Source organism: Sphingobium sp. TCM1, assembly GCF_001650725.1.
GTDB lineage: Bacteria > Pseudomonadota > Alphaproteobacteria > Sphingomonadales > Sphingomonadaceae > Sphingobium.
Window position 1 is genome coordinate 124,537 of the sequence record NZ_LXVX01000005.1, and the last position, 22,348, is coordinate 146,884.

General features: G+C 67.0%; 21 protein-coding genes. 15 read left to right on the forward strand and 6 right to left on the reverse strand.

The features are described from left to right. Positions 1-27 precede the first annotated feature (27 nt). The 4 genes from A7Q26_RS04985 (at position 28) to epsC (ending at position 4,256) form a co-directional block, all read left to right on the forward strand. A complete protein-coding gene (locus A7Q26_RS04985) occupies positions 28-873 on the forward strand; it encodes a TorF family putative porin (RefSeq protein ID WP_066857463.1) in 846 nt (281 codons plus the stop codon). 235 nt (positions 874-1,108) lie between these two features. After that, positions 1,109-1,819: a response regulator gene (locus A7Q26_RS04990; protein WP_066857466.1), complete on the forward strand. Its 711-nt coding sequence runs from the start codon at positions 1,109-1,111 to the stop codon at positions 1,817-1,819. Between the two features lie 8 nt (positions 1,820-1,827). Continuing rightward, the gene (locus A7Q26_RS04995; RefSeq protein WP_232313689.1) at positions 1,828-3,159 is read left to right on the forward strand and encodes an ATP-binding protein; all 1,332 of its coding nucleotides are present in this window, start codon (positions 1,828-1,830) and stop codon (positions 3,157-3,159) included. Positions 3,160-3,248: 89 nt separating this feature from the next. Beyond that, positions 3,249-4,256, forward strand: coding sequence for a serine O-acetyltransferase EpsC (gene epsC, locus A7Q26_RS05000; protein WP_066858001.1), 1,008 nt, complete (start codon positions 3,249-3,251; stop codon positions 4,254-4,256). 34 nt (positions 4,257-4,290) lie between these two features. On the opposite strand, the gene A7Q26_RS05005 is transcribed toward epsC, so the two are convergent. After that, on the reverse strand, positions 4,291-5,958 hold the full coding sequence (locus A7Q26_RS05005; RefSeq protein WP_066857473.1) for an alkaline phosphatase family protein: 1,668 nt from the start codon (positions 5,956-5,958) through the stop codon (positions 4,291-4,293). A gap of 77 nt (positions 5,959-6,035) precedes the next feature. On the opposite strand from A7Q26_RS05005, the gene A7Q26_RS05010 reads away from it, so the two are divergent. The 10 genes from A7Q26_RS05010 (at position 6,036) to A7Q26_RS05055 (ending at position 16,233) form a co-directional block, all read left to right on the forward strand. Then, complete coding sequence (locus tag A7Q26_RS05010) at positions 6,036-8,075, forward strand: protein-disulfide reductase DsbD family protein (RefSeq protein ID WP_066857476.1); 2,040 nt, start codon at positions 6,036-6,038, stop codon at positions 8,073-8,075. Continuing rightward, entirely contained in the window at positions 8,075-8,812 is a 738-nt protein-coding gene (locus A7Q26_RS05015; RefSeq protein ID WP_066857479.1) for a TlyA family RNA methyltransferase, read from the forward strand. Before A7Q26_RS05010 ends, A7Q26_RS05015 begins: the two co-directional genes overlap by 1 nt. A 96-nt stretch (positions 8,813-8,908) precedes the next feature. Further along, on the forward strand, positions 8,909-9,952 hold the full coding sequence (locus A7Q26_RS05020) for an efflux RND transporter periplasmic adaptor subunit (RefSeq protein WP_066857483.1): 1,044 nt from the start codon (positions 8,909-8,911) through the stop codon (positions 9,950-9,952). A gap of 4 nt (positions 9,953-9,956) precedes the next feature. Then, the gene (locus tag A7Q26_RS05025) at positions 9,957-13,061 is read left to right on the forward strand and encodes an efflux RND transporter permease subunit (protein WP_066857486.1); all 3,105 of its coding nucleotides are present in this window, start codon (positions 9,957-9,959) and stop codon (positions 13,059-13,061) included. 24 nt (positions 13,062-13,085) lie between these two features. Further along, on the forward strand, positions 13,086-13,634 hold the full coding sequence (locus A7Q26_RS05030; protein WP_066858004.1) for a TspO/MBR family protein: 549 nt from the start codon (positions 13,086-13,088) through the stop codon (positions 13,632-13,634). Between the two features lie 40 nt (positions 13,635-13,674). Continuing rightward, complete coding sequence (locus A7Q26_RS05035) at positions 13,675-13,974, forward strand: accessory factor UbiK family protein (RefSeq protein ID WP_066857489.1); 300 nt, start codon at positions 13,675-13,677, stop codon at positions 13,972-13,974. Between the two features lie 42 nt (positions 13,975-14,016). Then, positions 14,017-14,523 carry a YbjN domain-containing protein gene (locus A7Q26_RS05040; RefSeq protein WP_066857492.1) on the forward strand — a complete coding sequence of 169 codons (507 nt, stop codon included), beginning with the start codon at positions 14,017-14,019 and terminating at the stop codon, positions 14,521-14,523. 8 nt (positions 14,524-14,531) lie between these two features. Beyond that, positions 14,532-15,344, forward strand: coding sequence for a pyrroline-5-carboxylate reductase family protein (locus A7Q26_RS05045; RefSeq protein WP_066857495.1), 813 nt, complete (start codon positions 14,532-14,534; stop codon positions 15,342-15,344). A gap of 62 nt (positions 15,345-15,406) precedes the next feature. Then, entirely contained in the window at positions 15,407-15,910 is a 504-nt protein-coding gene (locus A7Q26_RS05050; RefSeq protein WP_066857498.1) for an asparaginase domain-containing protein, read from the forward strand. Positions 15,911-15,990: 80 nt separating this feature from the next. Next, a complete protein-coding gene (locus tag A7Q26_RS05055) occupies positions 15,991-16,233 on the forward strand; it encodes a hypothetical protein (RefSeq protein WP_066857502.1) in 243 nt (80 codons plus the stop codon). Between the two features lie 102 nt (positions 16,234-16,335). Here the strand turns inward: A7Q26_RS05055 and A7Q26_RS05060 are convergent, their stop codons facing one another. The 3 genes from A7Q26_RS05060 to A7Q26_RS05070 all read right to left on the reverse strand — a co-directional run bounded on the left by A7Q26_RS05060 (position 16,336) and on the right by A7Q26_RS05070 (position 18,377). Further along, positions 16,336-16,863: a CarD family transcriptional regulator gene (locus tag A7Q26_RS05060; protein WP_021317558.1), complete on the reverse strand. Its 528-nt coding sequence runs from the start codon at positions 16,861-16,863 to the stop codon at positions 16,336-16,338. Between the two features lie 250 nt (positions 16,864-17,113). Next, entirely contained in the window at positions 17,114-17,452 is a 339-nt protein-coding gene (gene fdxA / locus A7Q26_RS05065) for a ferredoxin FdxA (protein ID WP_066857505.1), read from the reverse strand. A gap of 154 nt (positions 17,453-17,606) precedes the next feature. Continuing rightward, positions 17,607-18,377 (reverse strand): phosphocholine cytidylyltransferase family protein, encoded by a 771-nt coding sequence (locus A7Q26_RS05070; RefSeq protein WP_066857508.1) that lies wholly within the window; start codon positions 18,375-18,377, stop codon positions 17,607-17,609. 167 nt (positions 18,378-18,544) lie between these two features. On the opposite strand from A7Q26_RS05070, the gene A7Q26_RS05075 reads away from it, so the two are divergent. After that, on the forward strand, positions 18,545-19,855 hold the full coding sequence (locus A7Q26_RS05075) for a lipopolysaccharide biosynthesis protein (protein WP_066857511.1): 1,311 nt from the start codon (positions 18,545-18,547) through the stop codon (positions 19,853-19,855). Positions 19,856-19,862: 7 nt separating this feature from the next. On the opposite strand, the gene A7Q26_RS05080 is transcribed toward A7Q26_RS05075, so the two are convergent. Then, complete coding sequence (locus A7Q26_RS05080) at positions 19,863-20,645, reverse strand: nucleotidyltransferase family protein (protein WP_066857513.1); 783 nt, start codon at positions 20,643-20,645, stop codon at positions 19,863-19,865. 66 nt (positions 20,646-20,711) lie between these two features. Beyond that, on the reverse strand, positions 20,712-22,241 hold the full coding sequence (locus A7Q26_RS05085; RefSeq protein WP_066858007.1) for a M23 family metallopeptidase: 1,530 nt from the start codon (positions 22,239-22,241) through the stop codon (positions 20,712-20,714). Between the last annotated feature and the right edge of the window lie 107 nt (positions 22,242-22,348).

Below are 22,348 nucleotides of genomic sequence, written 5' to 3' on the forward strand. Positions count from 1 at the left end.
GGACGGAACATTCTTTCGTAAAGGGGAATGTTCATGAAGTATCAAATCGCCTGTGCCGCCCTCGCGCTCATGTCCAGCGTACCGGCTTTCGCACAGGAAGAACCCACCAGCCCCGTCACCGTCACCGGCAGCGTTGGCCTCGTGTCCGACTATCGGTTCCGTGGCGTGTCGCAGTCCGACCGGGGCATGGCGATCCAGGGCGGCATCACCGCCACGCATGAAAGCGGCTTCTATGTCGGCACCTGGGGATCGAACCTGGGCGGCTGGGGCCGTTTCGGCGGCGCGAACATGGAACTCGATCTGATCGCCGGCTACTCGGCGTCGCTCGGTGAAGGCACGACGGTCGATGTCGGCTTGACCTGGTACATGTATCCGTCGGGCGCGGATGAAACCGATTTCGCCGAACCCTATGTCAAGCTGTCGCACCAGTTCGGTCCGGTCAAGGGTCTGGTCGGCGTTGCCTATGCGCCCAAGCAGGAAGCGCTGGGCAAGTGGTGCAGCGACGCGGCCTGCACCGTCTTCGATCCGGGCGACAAGGAAGACAATTTCTACGTCTGGGGCGACGTCAGCGGCGCCGTGCCCAACACCCCGGTCACGCTGAAGGCGCATCTGGGCTGGTCGAACGGCAATAGCGGCCTTGGCCCGAACGGCACCTCGGTCGCGCCGACCGGCAAATATCTGGACTGGCTGGTCGGTGCGGACGTCGCCATCCCGGGCACGCCGCTGACCGTCGGCGTCTCCTATGTCGACACCGACATCGCCCGCGTCGAGGAAAACTATCTGCGCCCCAACTTCATGGTCGCCGACAGCAAGGACTTCGGCAAGTCGATCGCGCGCAGCACGGTCGTCTTCTCGCTCTCGGCCGCCTTCTGATCCTGAACGCCGGACCCGGTTCGCCGGGTCCGGCGCCTCTATCGCGGATTGATTTTGACATTTGCCTCCCGCTAGCGGCTGGGATGGTTGCAAATGTCAGAATCGGACCACTAGTCCCCGCCGTGACAAATTGTTGCTGCTGTAGCGATCGGCCGTTTCGCTGCCGGCGCGCGGTTGACCCCCGATCGGGCCAGCCCTATCTCCCGGCCATGACCTTTCGTGCGCTGACGCTCCCATGACCGCTCCGTCGATCATTCTGGTCGAAGACGATCCGCCGCTGCGCACGCTGACCGCCCGCGCGCTTCAGGAACATGGCTATCAGGTGCGCCCCGCCTCCTCCGGCCCCGAAATGTGGGTCGCCTTCGACGCCGGCCCGGTCGACCTGGTCGTGCTCGACGTCATGCTGCCCGGCACCAACGGCATCGACCTGTGCCGCCAGATCCGCCGCAAGAGCGACGTGCCCATCATCTTCATCAGCGCCAAGGGCAGCGAGACCGACCGTATCGTCGGGCTGGAACTTGGCGCCGACGACTATCTGCCCAAGCCTTTCGGCACCCGCGAACTGATCGCGCGCATCCGCGCCATATTGCGCCGCGTCGGCGTGGAGCGCGGCCCGGACGAACATCGCGAGAGCGAGGCGCGCTTCGACGGCTGGTCCGTCAACTTCCCCCGCCGGGAACTGCGCTCGCCCACTGGCGCGATCGTCGACCTGACCGGCGCGGAGTTCGACCTGCTCGGGTCGTTCCTCAGCCATCCGCAACGCGTCATCGCGCGCGAACGGCTGATCGAACTGTCGCGCACCCGCATGGGCGACAGCAGCGACCGCAGCATCGACGTGCTGGTCAGCCGCCTGCGTCGCAAGCTGTCGACCGAGGACAAGGGCGCGCCGATCACCACCGTCCGGGGCGTGGGCTATATGTTCAACGCCGAAGTCAGCCGCGCTTGAGACCGCATGTGCGGGGGTCGCTGGGGCTGGTCGGCCGGCTCTTCGCGATCCTGCTGCTGACCGTCACGCTCGAATTTGCCGTGGGCACGCTGATCTACGAGCGCGCCAGCCAGCTCTCGTTGCAGGACGATGAGGCCCGCCGCCTGGCCGAACATCTGGTCATCGCGCGCAAGCTGCTGGCCGAACAGCCGCCGACCGAGCGGCGCGCGCTTGGCATCCAGCTGACCACCGATCGCTACGACGTCCACTGGTCGCCCGCCGCGCCGCCCCCGCCGCCGCTGTCGCCCGAACTGGAACGGATGCGGCGGCAGATCGTCGCCTGGGAACCGAGCCTGGAGAAATCCGGCTTGTGGCTCCGGATCTCGCCAGGGCGTCATTCGGAGATTAATGGCGGGTTGCAGCTGCCCGACGGCAGCTGGCTCTATTTCGGGATGCACCACAGTGGCGGCAAATGGGCCTTCACCATCGGCCGCATGGGATTGGCGCTCATCCCCGTCATTGCGTTGCTCGTCGCCGGCTGGCTGCTGATCCGCCGCACCCTGGGGCCGCTGCGCGACCTGACCCACGCCACCCATCGGATCGGACGGGGGGTGGAGGTGATCGTGCCGGAAGCCGGCACCAGCGACGTGCGCAACCTGATCGTCGCCTTCAACGCCATGCAGGCGCGCATCCATCGGCTGATCGACGAACGGACCGAGACGCTGGCGGCGGTCGGCCATGACCTGCGCACGCCCCTGTCCCGCCTGCAATTGAGGCTGGAGGCGGTGAACGACCCCGAAATCCAGGAGGCCATGGCCGGCGACCTGGAGGAAATGGGCGCCATGCTTGAATCGCTGCTCGCCTTCCTGGGCGGGGGGCAGGATCCCGAGCCGCCCGTGCGTACCGACATCGCCGTCAGCATCGAAACCGTTGTCGATGCCTTCCAGGACCATGGCGCCGACGTCAGCTATGAAGGGCCGGCGCATCTGGAGATGGATGTGCGCGGCCTGTCCTTGCGCCGCGCCGTCCGCAACCTGATCGAAAATGCGCTTCATTATGGCGACCGCGCCCGCGTTTCGTTGCAGCGCCAGGGTGGAGAGGTGCTGATCCGCGTCGATGATGACGGCCCCGGCATCCCGCGCGACCGGCTGGAGGAGGTGCTGCGGCCCTTCGCCCGGCTCGACGATGCGCGCCAGCGCAACACGCGCGGCCTCGGCCTCGGCCTCGCCATCGTGCAGAAGGCGGTGGCGGCGGAGGGTGGGCAATTTCTCCTCGCGAACCGCCCCGAAGGCGGCCTGCGTGCCGAAATCTGCCTGCCGCTGCCGCGATCCGCGACGCGCGGCGCTTCCTCGGCCCGCTAAAAGAGAAGCTGTCCGTCCCCAAGCAAAACTCGTTTACCGCCATGCCCGCGCAGGGGCTATGCCCGATCCATCAAGCGCGTGAGGCGGACATGATTGCAGACGGACCGGAAGACGACAGCATCGTCGAGGGATATTGGGATATCGGGCAACTGGTGACGGAGCTGGGGGCCGCGCGCCGCCGCTGGCGACAGGCGCAGCAGCATCATGCCGAATATGGCGCGGAGGGCTTCCCGTCGCGGGCCAATCTGACGAAGATCATGCAATCGCTGTGCGGCGCGCTCTTCCCGTTGCGCCTCGGCCCCAGTTTCGTGCGCCTTCACAATGAGGACGCCTTTGTCGCCGAAACGCTCCAGACGGTGCTCAGCCGCCTCTACGGCCAGATCCGGCTCGAACTTCTCTACGCGCTCAAGGATGAGCCGGTGCAGGCGGTCGATCGCGAGGCGGCGCGCATCATCGGCGGTTTCGCGCAGAGCCTGCCGGCCTTGCGCGCGCTGCTCGACAGCGATGTCGAGGCCGCCTTCCTGGGCGATCCGGCCGCGCGCAGCGTGGATGAGGTGCTGATCTGCTACCCGTCCATGCTGGCGATCATCCATCACCGGCTCGCGCATCGGCTCCACGCGCTGGGCGCGCCCTTGGTCGCGCGGATCATTTCGGAGATCGCGCATGGCGAGACGGGGATCGACATCCATCCCGGCGCGACGATCGGCCAGTCCTTCTTCATCGACCATGGCACCGGCGTGGTGATCGGGGAGACGGCGATCGTGGGCGATCGGGTGCGGCTCTACCAGGGCGTGACGCTCGGCGCGCGCAGCTTTCCCGCGGACGAGAAGGGGCGGCTCGAAAAGGCATGGCCGCGCCATCCGATCATCGAGGATGACGTGGTCATCTACGCCGGGGCGACGATATTGGGCCGGATCATCATCGGCAGCCGCTCCGTCATCGGCGGCAATGTCTGGCTGACCGACAGCGTCCCGGCGGACAGCAACGTCCGCCAGGCCAAGGCCCAATATGAGGTGACGAGCCGCGTCGAAGTGTCCGCTCCCCACCGCGTCCATGCCCTGCGCGACAGCACGGACGGGATCGGGGAGAATATCTAGGCGATTTCCGTTCGCCCGAAGCGAGCGGGCTCTGCTATTCCGGTGCGCAACTGTCGCCCGCACCCGCGATCAGGTCCAGGCAACGCCCGTCGATTTCGCCCTTCGCCACGGGCAGGCCGATCAGCGCTGCGAGGCTGGGCATGATGTCGACCGTTTCGACCCCCAGCGGCTGTTCGAAATGGCGCATGTCCTTGCGCCAGAACAGGATCGGCACGCGACGGTCTGTGTCCCAGGGCGAGCCGTGGGTGGCGACCGCGCCCATCACCGCCCGTTCGGGGATCGACATGACGCGCGGCTTGAGCAGCAGCAGCAGGTCGCCGGACCGTTCGGAATCGAAGCTGGCGCGCGCTTCCTGGATCAGGCTCCAGCTTTCGGGCGGGCCGGAGGGAGAGGGGGTGGCGGCGATTTCGGCCTTGGTGAACACCGTCTCGACCTGCGGATGGGCGCGCAGCAGCTTGAGCGCCTCGGCTTCCACGCGCGCGCGCTGCGCGGCGGTCAGCCCCTTGTCGAAATAGAGGTCGCCCGCCGGCCCGTCACCCCAGATGACCTTCCGGCCCGGCAGGCCGGCCTTCTCGGCGACGGCGGCCGACAGCGCCTTGGGCGTCAGCGCCATGTCGACCCGGCTTTCCATCGGCATGGCGTTCAGCCGATGGCGTTCGGGCAGGTCATGGCCGCCATGGTCGGCGGTCAGCACCACCACATAGTCGATGCCATCCTTGTCGAGCCGGTCGAAGAAGGCGCCCAGTTCCTGGTCCAGCCGGTCGACCTGGATGCAGCTTTCGGTGCCTTCGGTGCCATAGGTGTGGCCGATATAATCGGTCGCCGACAGGCCGATCGAGATGATGTCGGTCTGGGTCTGCTTGCCAAGGCCCATGGTCTCGATCGCGGCGGCGGCGAAAGCCAGGGTCATCGCATCCTGTTCGGGCGAGATGCGAAAGCCGTTATAGTCGCCCGCGTCGCGCGCGAAGCGGCCGGTGCCGACCGTGCGATTGCCCGCCTGCACCGGAAAATCCTTGGCCGCACACTGGGCGGGCAGTTCGAAGCCGGGATTCGGCTGGGCCAGGCGCTGGGCGAACACCTGGTTCACCTTCGCGACCAGCGGCGGGGTGGGGACGCCCTTGTAGCTGACATAGCCCTGCGCGCCGCCCAGCCACCAGACCTGGTCGGCGGTCGGCCCGCCCATCATGATCGCCGCGCGATCCTTGCCCGCGACCGACACGACGCGGGTGGCGGGGTTCGCCGCCTTCATCCGGCCGCCCAGCGTCGGTACCTTCAGATGGACGGGCGAGGCGACATAAGCGTCGCTGTTGCTGCCCGGCGCGCTTTCATCCTCGGCGCAGTAGATCGCCTTGTCCTCACGGCCCGTGCCGAGATCGAACCAGCTGTTGGCGATGATGCCGGTGCGCGCCGGGCGGCTGCCGGTCAGGATGGTCGAATGGCCGGGGCAGGTCTCCGTCGCGGCATGGCTCTGGTAGCCGCGCGGAAAGACCGCTCCCTGTGTCAGCCGCTTGAGGCCCGCGCTGTAATATTGGCGATATTCGCTGAAAAGGTCGGCGGAAAACTGGTCGATGCTGATCGCGACGATCAGCTTGGGGGCAGCGACGGGCGCGACGGTCGCGGCAACGGGGGCGGGGGCGGGCGTTTGCGCCATGACGGGCATGGCGCTGGCGAGCAACAGGGCGGCGGCGACGCGTTTGAACATATTCTATAACCTTCTCATGCCTTGACGGCGGATAGGGAGCGACCTAGCCCCCATGCATCCACGCGACCAGAGGCCCGATGCGGATTTTTCAAGTCATATTGATGACGCTTGCCCTGCTGGCGAGCCTGCCCGCCGCGCACGCGCAGGGTGCGTTCGGGGGCGGCAAGGCGCATATCGCCGCGCGACTGGTCGCCGAAAGCGCCGCGCCCGCGCCCGGCGCGGGCACGACCATCGCCTTCGCCATGACGCCGGAGGCGGGATGGCACGGCTATTGGGAAAATCCCGGCGACGCGGGCCTCGGCATGACGGTCGAATGGACCCTGCCCAAGGGCGTCAGCATCGGGCGGTTGCGCTATCCGGTGCCGGAAACCCTGGTCATCTCGGGCCTGATGAACCATGTCTATGAAGGCCCCTATGCGGTGCTCGCGACGCTCAAGGTCGCGGCCGACATCGCGCCCGGCACGCGGCTGCCGGTCCGGGCCAGGGCGCAATGGCTGGCCTGCACCGACAAGGTGTGCGTGCCCGAAAGCGGAGAACTGACGCTCGATCTGGTCGTGGGGGACGGGATGGTCGCGGCATCGGATCGCACGCGCTTCGACGGCTGGCGCATCCATCTGCCCCGGCCGCTGGGGTCGGAGGCGACCTATGCGGTGAAGGACGGCAGGGTGCGCCTGTCGGTGCCCTTCCCGGCGAGCGCGAGGGCGAGCGACATCCACCTCTTTCCGCTGGCCGAAGGGTTGGCCCGCTACGCCGCGGCGCAGACGGTGACTCGCGACGGCGACCGGCTGCTGATCGAAACGGACGCGGCCGAAGGCGGGAAGGGCGGCATGGTGCAGGCCGTTCTGCGCACCGGCGACCATGTCGGCTTCCTCCTGACCGCCCGGCCCGGACATGTGGCGGGGGCGAGCGGCGGACAGGCCATTGGCGGACAGGCGGGCGCGATCCTTGCCGCGCTGGGCGGGGCGCTGCTGGGTGGGCTGTTGCTTAACATCATGCCCTGCGTCTTCCCGATTCTGGGCCTCAAGGCGATGAAGCTGGCCAAGGCGGGCGGGGACGAACGCACGGTGCGGCGCGAGGCGCTGGCCTACACCGCCGGCATCATCCTCACCTGCCTCGCGCTGGGCGCGCTCCTGCTGGCGCTGCGCGCGGCAGGCGGGGCGGTCGGCTGGGCGTTCCAGTTGCAGGATCCGCGCATCATCCTCGCGCTGCTGCTGCTGGTGACGGCGATCGCCTTCAATCTGGCGGGCCTGTTCGACCTTGGCGCCTATGGCGGGGGCGATCGCCTCGCGGGGAAGGGCGGTCTTGCCGGTTCCTTCTGGACCGGGGCGCTGGTCGCCTTCGTCGCAACCCCCTGCACCGGGCCGTTCATGGCGGCGGCGATGGGGGCGGCGCTGCTGCTGCCCTTGCCCGCCGCGCTCGCCATATTCGTCGGCCTGGGGCTGGGTCTTGCGCTGCCCTTCCTGCTGCTCGCCTATCTCCCGGCCCTCCGCAATCGTTTGCCAAGGCCGGGTGCCTGGATGGGGCGCGTCCAGAAGATGCTTGCCGTTCCGATGTTCCTGACCGCGCTGGGCCTTGCCTGGTTGCTGGGGCAGCAACGCGGCGTGCCGGGCATGACGATCGGCCTTGCTGCGGCCTTGCTGCTGGCCCTGCTCCTCTGGTGGCTCGGCGGTCGGCAGCGGTTCGGCAAGGGCGGCGGGCTGGTCGCCGCGCTGGCGGCCGCGGCGCTGTTGGCCAGCGGCAGCCTCGCCTTGCCGAGCCGCGCCCCGGTCGTCGCCGAAAAGAGCGAAACTCGTGTCCAGTTCGGTGTCCAGAAACTGGCCGAGCTGCGCGCCGCCAACAAGCCGGTCTTCCTCTATTTCACCGCCGACTGGTGCCTGACCTGCAAGGCGAACGAGGCCGCCGCCATTGACCGCGCCGAAACCCGCGCCGCCTTCGAACAGGCCGGCGTGACGGTGATGGTCGGCGACTGGACCAACGCCGATCCCGCCATCACCCGCTTCCTGGAAAGCCAGGGCCGCTCGGGCGTTCCGCTCTACCTTTGGTATGCGCCGGGCAGGGAGGCCCTGACATTGCCGCAATTGCTGACTCCCGCCACGCTGACGGATCTGGTGCGCTGATGGCCAAGATCCGCGCCGACCAGTTGCTCGTCGACAGCGGTCTCGCCGAAAGCCGCGCCCGCGCCCAGGCGCTCATCCTCGCCGGCCTCGTCTATCTCGGCGACCGGAAGATCGAGAAGGCGGGGCAGCAGGTGCCCGAGGGAACGGACCTCGACGTGCGCGGCCGCGATCATCCCTGGGTGTCGCGCGGGGGCATCAAGCTGGCCCATGGGCTGGAGCAATTCGCGATCGACGTGACCGGCATGGTGGCGATCGACGTCGGCTCCTCGACCGGCGGCTTCACCGACGTGCTGCTGACCCACGGCGCCGCGAAGGTCTATGCGGTCGATAGCGGCACCAACCAGCTCGCCTGGAAACTGCGCTCCGACGACCGCGTCATCGTCCATGAACAGACCAGCGCCCGCATCCTGACCGATGCCCACATCGCCGGGCCGGTCGACATCATCGTGTGCGACGCCAGCTTCATCAGCCTGGCCAAGGTGCTGGAGCGGCCGATGACATTCGCCCGCGCCGGCGCCCATCTGCTCGCGCTCATCAAGCCGCAGTTCGAGGCACGGCGCGACGAGGTGGGCAAGAATGGCGTGGTGCGCGATCCCGCCGTCCATGAACGGGTCTGCGCGGAGGTGCGGGACTGGGTGAGCGGTCAGGGCTGGACCGTCGAAGGCGTGACGCAAAGCCCGATCACCGGGCCGCAGGGCAATGTCGAATTTCTCATCCATGCCCGGCTTGGTGGATAATGGACGTATGTTCGTTTTCCGCCCCGATACATATTGATACATGACGCGACCAACGGTCAGCTTGTGTCGCGTTGAAAGGCCCGATAGCCCTCTGCCATGCGCCCGTTTTTGCCTATCATTCTCACAGCCCTTTGCCTCGCCGGTTGCAATGGCGAAAAACAGCAGAAACCGCGCGCCGTGCCGCTGGTGGAGGCTGGTCCGATCGCGCGGGCCAGCTTCACCGACACGCTCGAAGCGGTGGGCACCGCGCTCGCCAATGAACAGGTGGTGCTGTCCGCGCCGGTGACGGAGCGGATCACCGCGCTCAACTTCGCGGACGGCGGCTTCGTGGCGAAGGGGCAGGTGATCGCGACCCTCGCCGTGGGGCAGGAAAGGGCCGAACTCGCCTCGGCCGAGGCGACCGCGCTTCAGGCGAGCCAGCAGCTCCAGCGCATCCAGGCGTTGAAGGCGCGCGGCTTCGCCACCGGGGCGACGCTCGACCAGCAGACCGCGCTTGCCAACTCCGCCCGCGCCAATGCCGACCTGGCCCGCGCCTCGATCGGCGACCGCGTCATCCGCGCGCCCTTCGCCGGCTGGGTCAGCCTGCGCACCGTATCGCCCGGCGCGATCGTCACCGCCGGCACCGCGATCGCCACGGTCAGCGACATCAGCCGCATCAAGCTGGACTTCACCATTCCCGAAACCCGGCTGTCGCTGCTCCGGGAAGGGATGCCGATCAAGGCGGTCTCCGCCGCATGGCCCGATCGGCCCTTTGCCGGCATGATCGCCACCATCGACCCGGTGATCGATCCCGCCACCCGCGCCATCCGGGTGCGCGCCATCCTGCCCAATCCCGATCATGCGCTGAAGCCGGGCATGTTGCTGACCGTCAGCGTCCTCGCCAGCCAGCGCCAGTCGCTCGCGGTGCCCGAACTGGCCGTTGTCGGCGATGGCGATGAGCGTTTCGTGTTCGTGCTGGAGGATCGCACCGCAAAGCGCGTGAAGGTCGACACCGGCATCCGCCAGAACGGCCTCGTCGAAATCACCGGGGGGCTGAAGGCCGGGCAGAAGGTCGTGACCGAAGGCGTGGTCAAGCTGACCGACGGGGTGACGGTGCGGCTGGCCGGCGACAAGCCCGGTCCCGCCAAGGCAGCGGGCTGAAGCCATGCAACTGTCCGACCTGTCCGTCCGCCGCCCGGTCTTCGCCGCCGTGGTCGCGGTGCTGCTCTGCATCGTCGGCGTCGTCGGTTACATCAGCCTGTCGGTGCGCGAATATCCCGACACCGATCCACCGATCGTGTCAGTCGAAACCAGCTATACCGGCGCGGCGGCATCGGTGGTTGAAACCCGCATCACCCAGTTGATCGAGGATGCGGTGGCCGGGGTGCAGGGCATCCAGACGATCACCTCGACCTCGCAGGACGGCACGTCCAACATCAATATCGAATTCGACCCCTCGCGCGACATAGACAGCGCCGCCAACGACGTGCGCGACCGCGTGGGATCGGTGACGGAGGATTTGCCGGAGGACGCTCTGGCGCCCGAAATCCGCAAGGTGGATTCGGACGCGCGCGCCATCCTCTTCATCGCCTTCTCGCGGCCCGGTTGGTCGCCCATCCAGATCAGCGACTATCTCGACCGCAACGTCGTCGATCGCTTCGCCGCAATCGATGGAGTCGCCCGCGCCAATATCAGCGGGGAAGCGCGCCCTTCGACCAGGGTCTGGTTCAACGCCGAACGGCTCGCCGCCTTCGGCCTGACGCCGGCCGATGTCGAAACGGCGCTGCGCAGCCAGAATGTCGAATTGCCGGCCGGCCGCTTCGAATCGCGGGACCAGAACCAGACCCTGCGCGTCGAACGCCCCTTCGCCACGCCCGACCAGTTCGCGCAACTTGTCGTCGGCCGCGGGACGGACGGCTATCAGGTAAAGCTCGGCGACGTCGCCCGGATCGAGGAAGCCGCGGAAAATCCCTACAGCAGCTTCCGCTCCAACCAGGGGACGGCGATCGGCATCGGCATCATCCGCCAGTCGGGCGCGAACACGCTCGATGTCGCGCAAAAGGCCAAGGCGCTGATCGCGGAGCTGAAGCCCACCTTGCCGCAGGGGATGCGGGTCGCCATCGGCACCGACGAATCCCTCTTCATCGAACGCGCGATCGACAATGTCTACGACACGCTGATCGAAGCGGCGCTGCTCGTCATCCTCGTCATCTTCCTGTTCCTCGGCTCGGTGCGCGCCACCATCATCCCGGCCATCACCGTGCCCATCTGCCTGCTCGCCACCTGCGCGGTGATGTGGTTGCTCGGCCTGTCGATCAATCTGCTGACCCTGCTCGCCTTCGTGCTGGCGATCGGGCTGGTGGTCGATGACGCGATCGTCGTGCTGGAAAATGTCTATCACCGCATCGAACAGGGCGAAGACCCGCTGGTCGCCGCCTATCTCGGCACCCGGCAGGTGGGCTTTGCGATCATCTCCACCACGCTCGTCGTGTGCGCCGTGTTCGTGCCGGTCATGTTCCTCGCCGGCCAGACCGGGCTTCTGTTCCGCGAACTCGCCATCGCGATGATCGCGGCGATCGCCTTCTCCGGCTTCATCTCGCTCAGCCTCGCGCCGATGCTCTGTTCCAAGTTGCTCAGGACCGCCGAGCGCGGCCGGCTGGCGCGTTGGGTCGATGCCCGCTTCCAGCGACTGGAGGACGGCTATGCCCGCTGGCTCGACGCAGTGTTGCGCCGGCCGCTGCTGCCGCTGGCCGGCGTGCTGATCTTCCTTGCGATCGGCGGTTTCTTCTTCACCCGCCTGCCCAGCGAACTCGCCCCGGCCGAAGATACGGGCGTGGTCGAAGCCCAGATCAGCGCACCCGAAGGCACCGGCTTCAATCGCATGATGGCCTATATGCGCAAGATCGAGGATGATCTCGCCTATCTGCGCAAGGATGGCACGCTTCAGAACCTGGTCATCCGCACGCCCGCCGGCTTTGGCGCGACCGACGATTTCAACGGCGGCAACATCATCGCTTTCCTGCGTCCGTGGGAGGATCGTACCATCACCACCGCGCAGGTCGCGACCGTCATCAACAAGGTGATCGCCGACCAGCCCGGCGTGCGCGGCAATGCCGCACCGCGATCGGGGCTGGGGCGCGGGCGTGGCCTGCCGGTCAATATCGTGCTGGCCGGATCCACCTATGAAGGCCTGGTGGCCGCTCGAAACCGCATCGTCATGGCAGCTGCGGACTATCCCGGACTCATCAACCTCGACAGCGATTACAAGGAAAGCAAGCCGCAGATGCGGATCGAAACCAACCTCGCCCGCGCCGGCGACCTGGGGGTTTCGGTCGATGATGTCAGCCAGGCGCTGCAAAGCCTGCTGGGGTCGCGCCGGGTTGGCACCTATGTCGACCGGGGCGAGGAATATCGCGTGCTGGTCCAGGCGGAGGATGAAGGGCGCGAGACGCTGGCGGATCTGGAGCGCATCCATGTGCGGTCGCGCACCGGGGTTCTGGTGCCGCTGTCGACGCTGGTCACGGTCAAGGAAGTGGCGGGGCCGCGCCAGCTCAACCGCTACAACAAGCTGCGCGCCATCACCCTGACGGCGGCGCTGGCGCCGGGTACTTCGCTCGGCGAAGCGCTCGGCTGGCTGGAGGAGCAGGCGCGCCAGTCGCCCGAAGTGCTGGCGCTGGGCTATCGCGGCGAAAGCCAGTCGCTGCGCGAGACGGGCAGCGCGATCTGGCTCGTGTTCGGCCTTACCATCGTCATTGTCTTCCTGCTGCTGGCGGCCCAGTTCGAAAGCTTCATCCATCCCGGCGTCATCATCGCCACCGTGCCGCTGGCGGTGGCCGGCGGCGTCATCGGGCTGGCTATCACCGGCGGGACGATCAATCTCTACAGCCAGATCGGCATAGTCATGCTGGTCGGGCTGGCGGCCAAGAACGGCATCCTGATCGTCGAATTCGCCAACCAGCTGCGCGACGAGGGGCTGGAGATCGCGCAGGCCATTCGCGAGGCCGCGACGCGCCGCCTGCGGCCGATCCTGATGACCTCGATCGCGACTGTGATCGGCGCGGTGCCGCTGGTCATCCGGGGCGGGGCAGGGGCGGCGGCACGCCATTCGATCGGCGTGGTCGTGGTGTTCGGCGTCAGCCTGGCGACGCTCATCACCCTGTTCCTGATCCCGATCTTCTATTCCCGCGTTGCCAAGCGCACGGTTTCTCCGCAAACCGTTAGCCGCAAGCTGGAATCGGCGCTCAAGGATTCGCCCGAACCGGCCGAGTGACATGCGTGGGGGTTGTTGCCGTCGATGAACCAGATTGCGTCCCAGGGTCAGTTGCGTCTCGCCTATCTGCGCTGGGCGCTGGTGACGGTGCCCGCCATCGTCTTTCTGGGCTTCCTGTCGGGCAGGCTCGCCAATAGCGGCTATGGCAATCGCTGGTTCGACGCGCTGGAAAAGCCCGTGCTGATGCCGCCCGGCTGGGCCTTCGGCGTCGCGTGGACCATCCTCTACATCCTGATGGCGCTGGCCTTCGCGATCGTGCTGGACGCACGCAGGGCAAGGGGGCGGGGCGCCGCGATCGCGCTGTTCCTGGTCCAGTTGCTGATGAACCTCGCCTGGTCGCCGCTTTTCTTTCGTTGGCACCAGGTCGGCGGCTCGCTGGCGTTGCTGCTGGCCCTCATCCTCGTCGTGGCCGCAACGATCGCGCTGTTCTGGCGCATCCGTCGCTTCGCGGGCCTGTTTCTGCTGCCCTATCTCTGCTGGCTGGCTTTCGCCTCCTTCCTCAATTATGAGATCGGCCGCCTGAACCCTGAGGCCGAGACCCTTGTCGCTCCGGCGCTCAAGACCCAGATATGAATGTCTGGCGCGCCCGACGCGCCGCAATGAGGATAGAGCAATGCAGAGCGAGAACCGCTTTTTCGACGATCTGGCCAAGCTGGTGAACGGCGCCGCCGGCACGGTGGCGGGCATGACGCGCGAGTTCGAATCCAACGCGCGCGAGCGGGCGAAGGAATGGATCGGCGGCATGGAATTCGTGTCGCGCGAGGAATTCGACGCGGTCAAGGCGATGGCCGCCGCGGCGCGGGAGGAGGTCGAACTGCTCAAGGCCCGGCTCGACGCGCTGGAAGGCAAGGCGGGCGAACCTGTCGCCAAAGGCGCCAGGACGGCCAAGCCCGCGCCGGGTGACGCAGGCTGATCCTATCTGTCCTTTCGCCCTATGCGGTGATAAGGCCCGGCGATGATGGATAGCGACGAATTTGAACATGGCGGCCAGGAAGCGGCCCCGATCGACATGCTGGCGGCCTATTTCGAGGCGCATGGCTGGAGCTTCGAGCAGGTCGGCGAGGATGAGATCGTCGCGAACACGCAGGGTTCATGGGCGCAATATGAACTGCGCGGCATCTGGCGTGACGAGGATCAGGTGCTCCAGCTCCTGGCCCTGCCCGACATCCGGGTGGCGGAGGAAAAGCGCGGCACCATCTATGAGACGCTGGGCCTGATCAACGAACAGCTGTGGATCGGCCATTTCGAACTCTGGTCGTCGAGCGGCATCGTCCTGTTCCGCCACGGCGCGCTGCTGGGTGCGGGCGGCACGCTGACGCTCGACCAGGCGCAATTGCTGGTCGAAACCGCCATCGACGAATGCGAACGCTTCTATCCGGTGTTCCAGTTCGTGCTCTGGGGTGGCAAGTCGCCCAGCGAGGCGATTTCCGCCAGCCTCATCGAAACGCGCGGCGAAGCCTGAGACGCCCCATGTCGATTGTCTGGCCCGATCATCTGTTCCTTGTCGGTTGCGGCAACATGGCGGGGCAGATGCTCATCCGCTGGCTGGATTGCGGTCTCGACCCCGCGCGCGTCACGGTGCTTCGGCCCAGTGGCCGGCCGGTGGCCGACGGGGTTGCCGTCGTGACCGACTATCCTTCAGCGCTGCCTGCGGGCACCACCGTGCTGCTGGGCATGAAGCCCTATCAGATCGGCGATGTCGCGGCCGCGCTGGCGCCGCTCTGCGCGGCGGACACGCGGCTCGTCTCGATCCTGGCCGGTACGACGCTCGCCGAACTGCGCCGCCGCTTTCCGGCCGCGGGCGACATCGTCCGGGCTATGCCCAACCTGCCCGTGGGGTTGGGAGAGGGCGTGATCGCGCTGTTTACCGACATGGCGACATCGGCCGAGGCGAGGGGCGACATCGACGCCCTGATCCAGCCGCTGGGCCTCGCTGAGTGGATCGCCGACGAAGGCCTGTTCAATCAGGTGACGGCGCTGTCGGGTTGCGGCCCGGCCTTCCTGTTCCGCTTCGTTGACGCACTGGCGCGCGCGGGTGAAGCGATCGGCATCCCTGCTGACCAGGCCGCGCGCATGGCGCTGGCGACAGTGCGGGGATCGGCCGAGATGGCCGGCCGCGCGGCGGAAAGCCCGGCGACGCTCGCCGATCAGGTCGCCAGTCCCGGCGGCATGACGCGCGAGGGATTGAATGTCCTCGACGCCGACGACCGGCTGCTGGCGCTGCTGACTGATACGCTTGGCGCCGCGCGCGACCGGGGCGAAGCGATGGCGCGCGGGGAATAAGGGCGTTCCGGCCCGGACGCTTTTCAGCTAAAGCGCCCGAAAATCGACCCCGGAGTCCCCTTATGCTGTCCCCCGAAACCCCGATCCTGCTGCTCACCACCGGCGGCACGATCGACAAAATCTATTTCGACGCCCTGTCCGACTATCAGGTCGGCGAGACGGTGATGGCCAAGCTGCTGGAGGTCGCCCGCGTGAAGCGCCCTTTCCGCATAGAGGAAGTGACTCGCAAGGACAGTCTGGAACTGGACGATCAGGACCGGGCGCTGATCTACGCCCGTGTCGCGGCCGCATCCGAACGCCATATCGTCATCACCCATGGCACCGACACCATGACCGAGACGGCGAAGCAGTTGAAGGACATTGCGGGCAAGACGATCGTGCTGGTCGGCGCGCTTGCCCCGGCGCGTTTCGGTGAAAGCGATGCGAGCTTCAACCTCGGCATGGCCTTCGCCACCGCGCAGGTCGCCGAGCCGGGCGTCTATATCACCATGAGCGGATCGGTGTTCCGCGCCGACCAGGTGGTGAAGGACCGAGCCAAGGGCGCCTTCGTCCCCGTCCAGGACTGATGCCGGTCGATCCTCCCCGGAACATTGCCCCGCATTCGCGCATTGAACCGGCCGGGTGGCGTGACGAGGAGGAGTGACATATGGCCGATTATCAGGAGCGTCCGGCAACGACGACGACGGTGATCGAGAAGCGCAGCGGCGGCGGCATGACGCTGGCGGTCCTGCTGCTGGTGGTCGTGGTGGCTGTGGCCGCCTTCTTCCTGATCAGCAGCGAAACGAACAAGGACAATGCGGTGTCGACGGCCGCGACCCAGGTCGGCCAGGCCGCCAGCGATGTCGGCGACGCGGCCAAGGACGCCGCTGGCAGCGTCAAGGGCGAGTAGGTTCCGACCGGCCCACCGGAATAACAGTAAAAAGGGGCGTCCCGATCGATCGGAACGCCCCTTTTCCTTTATCGGCCTGCCGTGGTCGGCTCGGCGGAATGGTCAGCCTTCGACCTTGACGTGCTTGGGCGCGGCTTCGTTGAGGATGCGCAGGATCTTCTTGAGCGCGCTCGGCTCGTCCGTCTCCTCCATCGCCGCGAGTTCGCGGGCAAGGCGGCTGGAGGCCGCTTCGAAGATCTGGCGCTCCGAATAGCTCTGCTCGGGCTGGTCGTCGGCGCGGAACAGGTCGCGCGTCACTTCGGCGATCGACACCAGGTCGCCCGAATTGATCTTCGCTTCATATTCCTGCGCGCGGCGGGACCACATGGTGCGCTTCACCTTGGGCTTGCCCTTCAGGGTTTCCATCGCTTCCTCCAGCGTCTTGTTGGAGGACAGCTTGCGCATCCCGACGCCTTCGGCCTTGTTGGTCGGAACGCGGAGCGTCATGCGCTCCTTCTCGAACCGGAGCACATAGAGCTCCAGTTCCATGCCCGCGATCTGCTCTTTCTGCAGCTCGATCACGCGGCCTACGCCATGCTTGGGATAAACGACATAATCACCAACGTCAAAGGACAGCGCCTTGGCAGCCATTTGATACCTTTCCAATTCAACCGGGGAACGGGACGTCGCGGAGCAGATGCACAAAGGCCATCTGCCGGGAAGTCCGCGGCGCGACCCGTCAGGACATGAAGCTTATTCTCCAAGGCCGGAATAAGGGGGGCATTCCGGCCGTTGCGGCGTTATTTAGCAGATTCGTAACAAAATTACCACCCCTGGACACAAAGTCTGGGGGTGCACCGCAATATGGGACGCAATAAGGAGCGGCGCGCGGCCGCCCGGATCAGTTGCCGGAGCCGGGTTCGGGCGAGAAAAACTGCTCCAGCTTGTTCTCGACGCCGTTCATCGCCTCGGCGTCGGCCGGGGCTTCGCCCTTGACCGTGATGTTGGGCCATTCGGCCGAATATTTGGTGTTCAGCTCCAGCCACTTTTCCAGGCCGTTCTCGGTATCGGGCAGGATCGCCTCGGCCGGGCATTCCGGTTCGCACACGCCGCAGTCGATGCACTCGTTGGGATTGATGACCAGCATGTTCTCGCCCTCGTAGAAACAGTCCACGGGGCAGACCTCGACGCAATCCATATATTTGCAGCGGATGCAGTTGTCGGTCACGACATAGGTCATTGTCTGGGCACTCTATCGTTTGGAAAAGCGCGGTCCTGCTATGCCTGCCGCGCGCGAAGGTCAATGAGGATATTGTTGCCGGGGATGTAGGGCCGGTTTTGGGCGGTGCGGGCGGAAGTGCAGCGTCGCAGGACGCCGGATCGGCCCGTCCATCCTATTTCGCGTAGCGCCCCTCGGCCACCCATGCGGCGGTCAGCGTCTTGGCCGCCTCCACATCCTGCGGGAAGTCGACCTCCTGCCAGTCCAGCCCCTCGATCGAGACGGTGCCGACGCGATTGCCCTTGGCGATGATGTCGATCGCGCGGAGGTACCAGCGTTCGACGCCTTCGGGCGTGCGCATCATCTGGTCGATCTGGTTGCGGAAGATCGCCGGACCTTCGCCGGTGAAGGCCAGCATCCCGATCGATTCGGCGTTGGTGTCGGGCGGCAGCAGCCGCTTGCCGATGGCGTGCAGGCGCCCGCTGGCATCGCGGTTCACCTTCATGTCGTCATCATCATATTCACCCTTCGCCTTGACGTCGACGGTGACGGTGATTGCATCCTGCGCGCCTGCGATCAGCCGGGCGACGATCTCGTCCGATACGATGGTGTCGCCGTTCAGGATGATGAAGTCCCGGTGCATTTCCTCGCGCGCGATCCAGCAGGTGCCCAGATTGTCGGCGACCTGGAAGAAGGGGTTGAACACGGTGCGGATGCGCACGCCGCTTTCGCGGTAGATCTGGAGCGCATGATCCTCGACCCGCTCGGTGCGGAACCCGGTGACGACGACGATGTCGGTCACGCCATTGGCCGCCAGCGCCGCGACCTGCCAGCTGATGAGGCTGCGGCCGTTGAAGTCGATCAGGCATTTGGGAATGTCGCGGGTCAGCGGCAGGAGGCGCGACCCCTGGCCGGCGGACAGGATGATGGCTTTGCTGATGGTCATGGGCGCGCTGTTAACGGGCAATTTTGCCCAAAAAAAGGCGGCGTTTGCACTCGACCCGGCGCTCGCCTAAAGCGCGCATGGAGAGCAGCACGCCATTCGGGCCGAGCCCGGACGAACGGATGCCATGCCTCTGCGATGCCATGACGGAAAGGCCGGCAGTCATAGTGATGTTCAAGCGCGGATCGGGCGCGGCGGGCGACGGCTTCGCCCGCATCCTGGCCAATACCGGCTGGCTGCTGGGCGGCAAGGGCGTGGGCGCGGTGCTCAGCCTCGCCTATCTCGCCATCGTCACCCGCACGCTCGGCGTCGCCGATTTCGGCCGCTTCGCGCTGGTGCTGAGCGCCGCCAACGTCATCAAGGCGCTGGTCAGCTTCGACAGCTGGCAGATCGTCGTGCGCTATGGCCAGCCCCATCTCGCCGCGAACGATGGCGACGCGCTCAATCGCGTGCTGCGCTTCTGCATCCTGATCGACCTTGCATCGGCGGTAGCGGGCGGTGGAATCGCGGCGGCTATCATCCTCTTCTTCGGCCGGGCGCTGGAACTGGGACCGGGCATGGGCTGGCAGGTCTGGCTGTTCTGCATGGTGATGATGATCACCATCCGATCCAGCCCCACCGGCATATTGCGCCTGTTCGACCGGTTCGATTCGGCTGCCTTCGCCGAAACCATGATCCCTGTCGGCCGCATGATCGGCGCGCTGGTCGCGCTGGCGCTCATGCCCGGCATCACCGGCTTCCTGATCGCCTGGGCCTTTGCCGAATTGCTCTGCGCCTTGAGCTACTGGTGGCTGGCGTTCCGGGTCGGGCGCGGGCGGATCGGCGACTGGCGCGCAGGCCGTGCGCTGGATGCGCGTGCCGAAAATCCCGGCATCATCGGCTTCCTCACCGCCACCAACCTCCAGACCAGCCTGTCCTCCATCGGGCAGCAGGTCGCGGTGCTGATCGTCGGCGCCTTCGTCGGCCCGACCGGGGCGGGTCTCTATCGCCTCGCCAACCAGCTCGCCAATTCGCTGACCAAGATTTCCAGCCTCCTGTCGCGCAGCATCTTCGTCGAACTCTCGCGGACCAGCAGCCACGGGCGCGAAGCGCTGGGCGCCCTGTTCCGGCGGACGAACCGCCTGGCGCTGGTGGTCGGCGCGGTCATCATCGGCCTGATCCTGATGATCGGCCATCCTTTGCTGGGGCTGATCGCGGGACGGGAATTCCTGCCGGCCTATCCGCTGCTGCTGATGCTGGGCGTCGCCGCCTGCATCGACCTGATCGGGGTCAGCTACCGCCCGCTGCTGATGGCGACTGACCGGGCTGGCCTGTCGCTGCGGATATCCTTCGTTTCGACCCTGCTGCTGCTCGGCCTGCAATCCGCGCTGCTGCCGCTCTACGGCACGCAGGGTGCGGCGATGGCGAATATCGCAGCATCGCTCGCCGGCTTCACGATGATGGGCCTCGCCAGCCGCCGGGCCGTGACAAGCGGGGGCTAGAGTCTGTCTAACGCCGGGCGAGGATCGATTCGATCAGCGTTACGTCGGCGGGCTTGTCCGCGTCGATGCAGGCTTCGGGGCTGTCCATCGCCACCAGCCGCGCGGCAAGGCCGAAGCGCCGGCCGATCCGCGCGATCCCGCCGCGCAGTGTCGATATGCGCAGCAGCGCGCCGATCAGCGCGACCGGGCCGAAGGCGGACAATATCTTCCAGCCCTTCTTGCGGTCCTGCTCCACCTCCTGCCACAGTGCGATGACCGGGCGCGCCCTGGTGCTGCCGAACCAGAAGATGTTGGCGCCCGACCACCAGCCGTCGCGAAATTTCAGCCAGGTGCGCCGCGACTGCGGATAGCGCGCCAGCAGCGTCGCCCGCTCCACCATGGCGACGGCAATGTCCGCGCCTGCCGCTTCGCCCACGAACTGGTCCAGCATCGCCGTGTCGAGCAGCACATGGTCGGCCGTGGTCAGCAGCAACGGGAAGGGCAGGTCGTCCGCCGCCATCAGCGCCAGCAGCGAGGAGGCGATTCCCTGCCCCCCCGTCTCGAAGGTGACGCGCGGATGCGCCGCGAGCCAGGCGGTGGCGGGATCGGCGGCAAAGACGTCGGGCCGCTGGGTCAGGACGATCAGCCGGTCGATGGCGGGATGGTCGAGCAAGGCCCGCGCCGGGCGATTGATCATCGGCTCGCCCGCGACCGGGGCGAGCGGCTTGACCGGCACGCCGGCGGCCAGCGCCAGCGGATCGGGAATGGGGCGCGCGCCTGCGAGCAGGATGGCGGTAACGGAACCTGTCATCGCCGCGCGTTAGCGGAGTGGCGGAGAGGCGGGAAGGGCTTTTGCATCCCGGCCCCGAACGGAAATCTACTTGCCTTTCGCCACCGGCACGGCCGACGGCGCCTGTGCGAAACCGTCATGCAGCCCCACGCGCAGGCTCCGATATTGGGCCAGCCGCGCGCGGAAGGCGGTCAGGTCTCGACCGGCCAGCTGCGCCGTCGTCGTGAACTTGACCGACAGCGGATTGACCGTCGCGCCGCCGCGATACAGCTCATAATGAAGATGCGGCCCGGTCGACAGGCCGGTCGATCCGACATAGCCGATCACCTGGCCCCGCCGCACCCGTTGGCCCGGCACGGCGGCGATGCGGCTCATATGGGCATAGCCGGTGGCGAGGCCGCCGCCATGCTGGATGCGGACATAATTGCCATGACCGCCATGCCGCCCGGCGAAGCCGACGACGCCGTCGGTCACGGCATAGATGGGGGAGCCGTAGCGGGCGGCGAAATCGATGCCGGCGTGCATCCGCGTATAGCCCAATATCGGATGGCGGCGCTGGCCATAGCCCGACGACATGCGCCCGGCCACCGGCGAAGAGAGCACGCCGCGCCGTTCGCCGACGCCTGACGCCTCGAACCATTCGGTGCGGCCGTTGCTGGTCCATTTCAGCATGTCGATCGCCTTGCCGCGCGCGCGCTTCAGGCCCGCATAAAGCAGCTCGCCGACCTCCACGTCGCCGGTTTCGGCGCGGCGATATTCGGTGACGATGTCATAACGGTCGCCCGCACCGATACCGCCCAGGTCGACCTGGCCGGCGATGACGCGCAGGAAGGCCTGCACCGCCTTGGGCGGGGCGCCAGCCGCGCGGGCCGAGCGATAGATGCTTTCGCCGACCACGCCCTGGATGCGCAGCGGCGTATTGTCGACGCGGATGGGGATGCGTTTCACCGACAGTACGTTGCCATTGCGGGTCAGTTCGACGCCGAGGTCGAGCCGCGCGCGGAAGGCCAGCTTGTCGAGCGGCCGGGGGCGGTCGCGGCTGGCGCGGCGGCCCAGCACGATGTCGAGCCGCGTGCCCGGCTTCACGCCCGCGCCGATGTCGCCGCCGACCATCGCCATGACGGTCGCGACATCGCCGCCGCTGACCCCTGCGCGCGACAGGGCGCGGGGCAGGGTGTCGCTGCTGCCGACCTGGGCGTTGAGTTCGATCTGCGGGCGCTCGGGCGTCTGGCGCAGCGGCTGCACCGCATCGGTCGGTCCCATGTGCCGGCCACTGTCCGCGCCCAGCGCCAGTGGCGTGATCATCTGGCTGCGCACCTCGTCATAATGCGCGTCGCTCAGCGTCGGGCCGGGCGCGCCGGGTACGGGCTGAAAACCGGGGGACAGGTAGAGGGCGGTGGCGCAGAGGCCGAAACAGGTGGCAAGGCCACGGAACCAGGTAAGGCTGCCGATGCGCTGGCCCAGGTCGGGGACGAGGTCCACTTCGTCGGCCCAGTCGCGCAACCGGCTGCGCCAGTCCTGCGGCCGCGGCGGGGCTTCGCGGCGTAGCGAGTCCGCGAGCCACAGGGATATGGACGCGCCGCCCTGCTGAGACCCGAACTGGCTATCCTGAAACAAACCCGCGACCCCCAAGGGTGATATCGTCACCGCCGACCCGACATTCCCGCTCTATGCGTCGGGGCGGCCGTTGTGAACCGGGCAGGGTTAAAGTCAATTTAAGATGG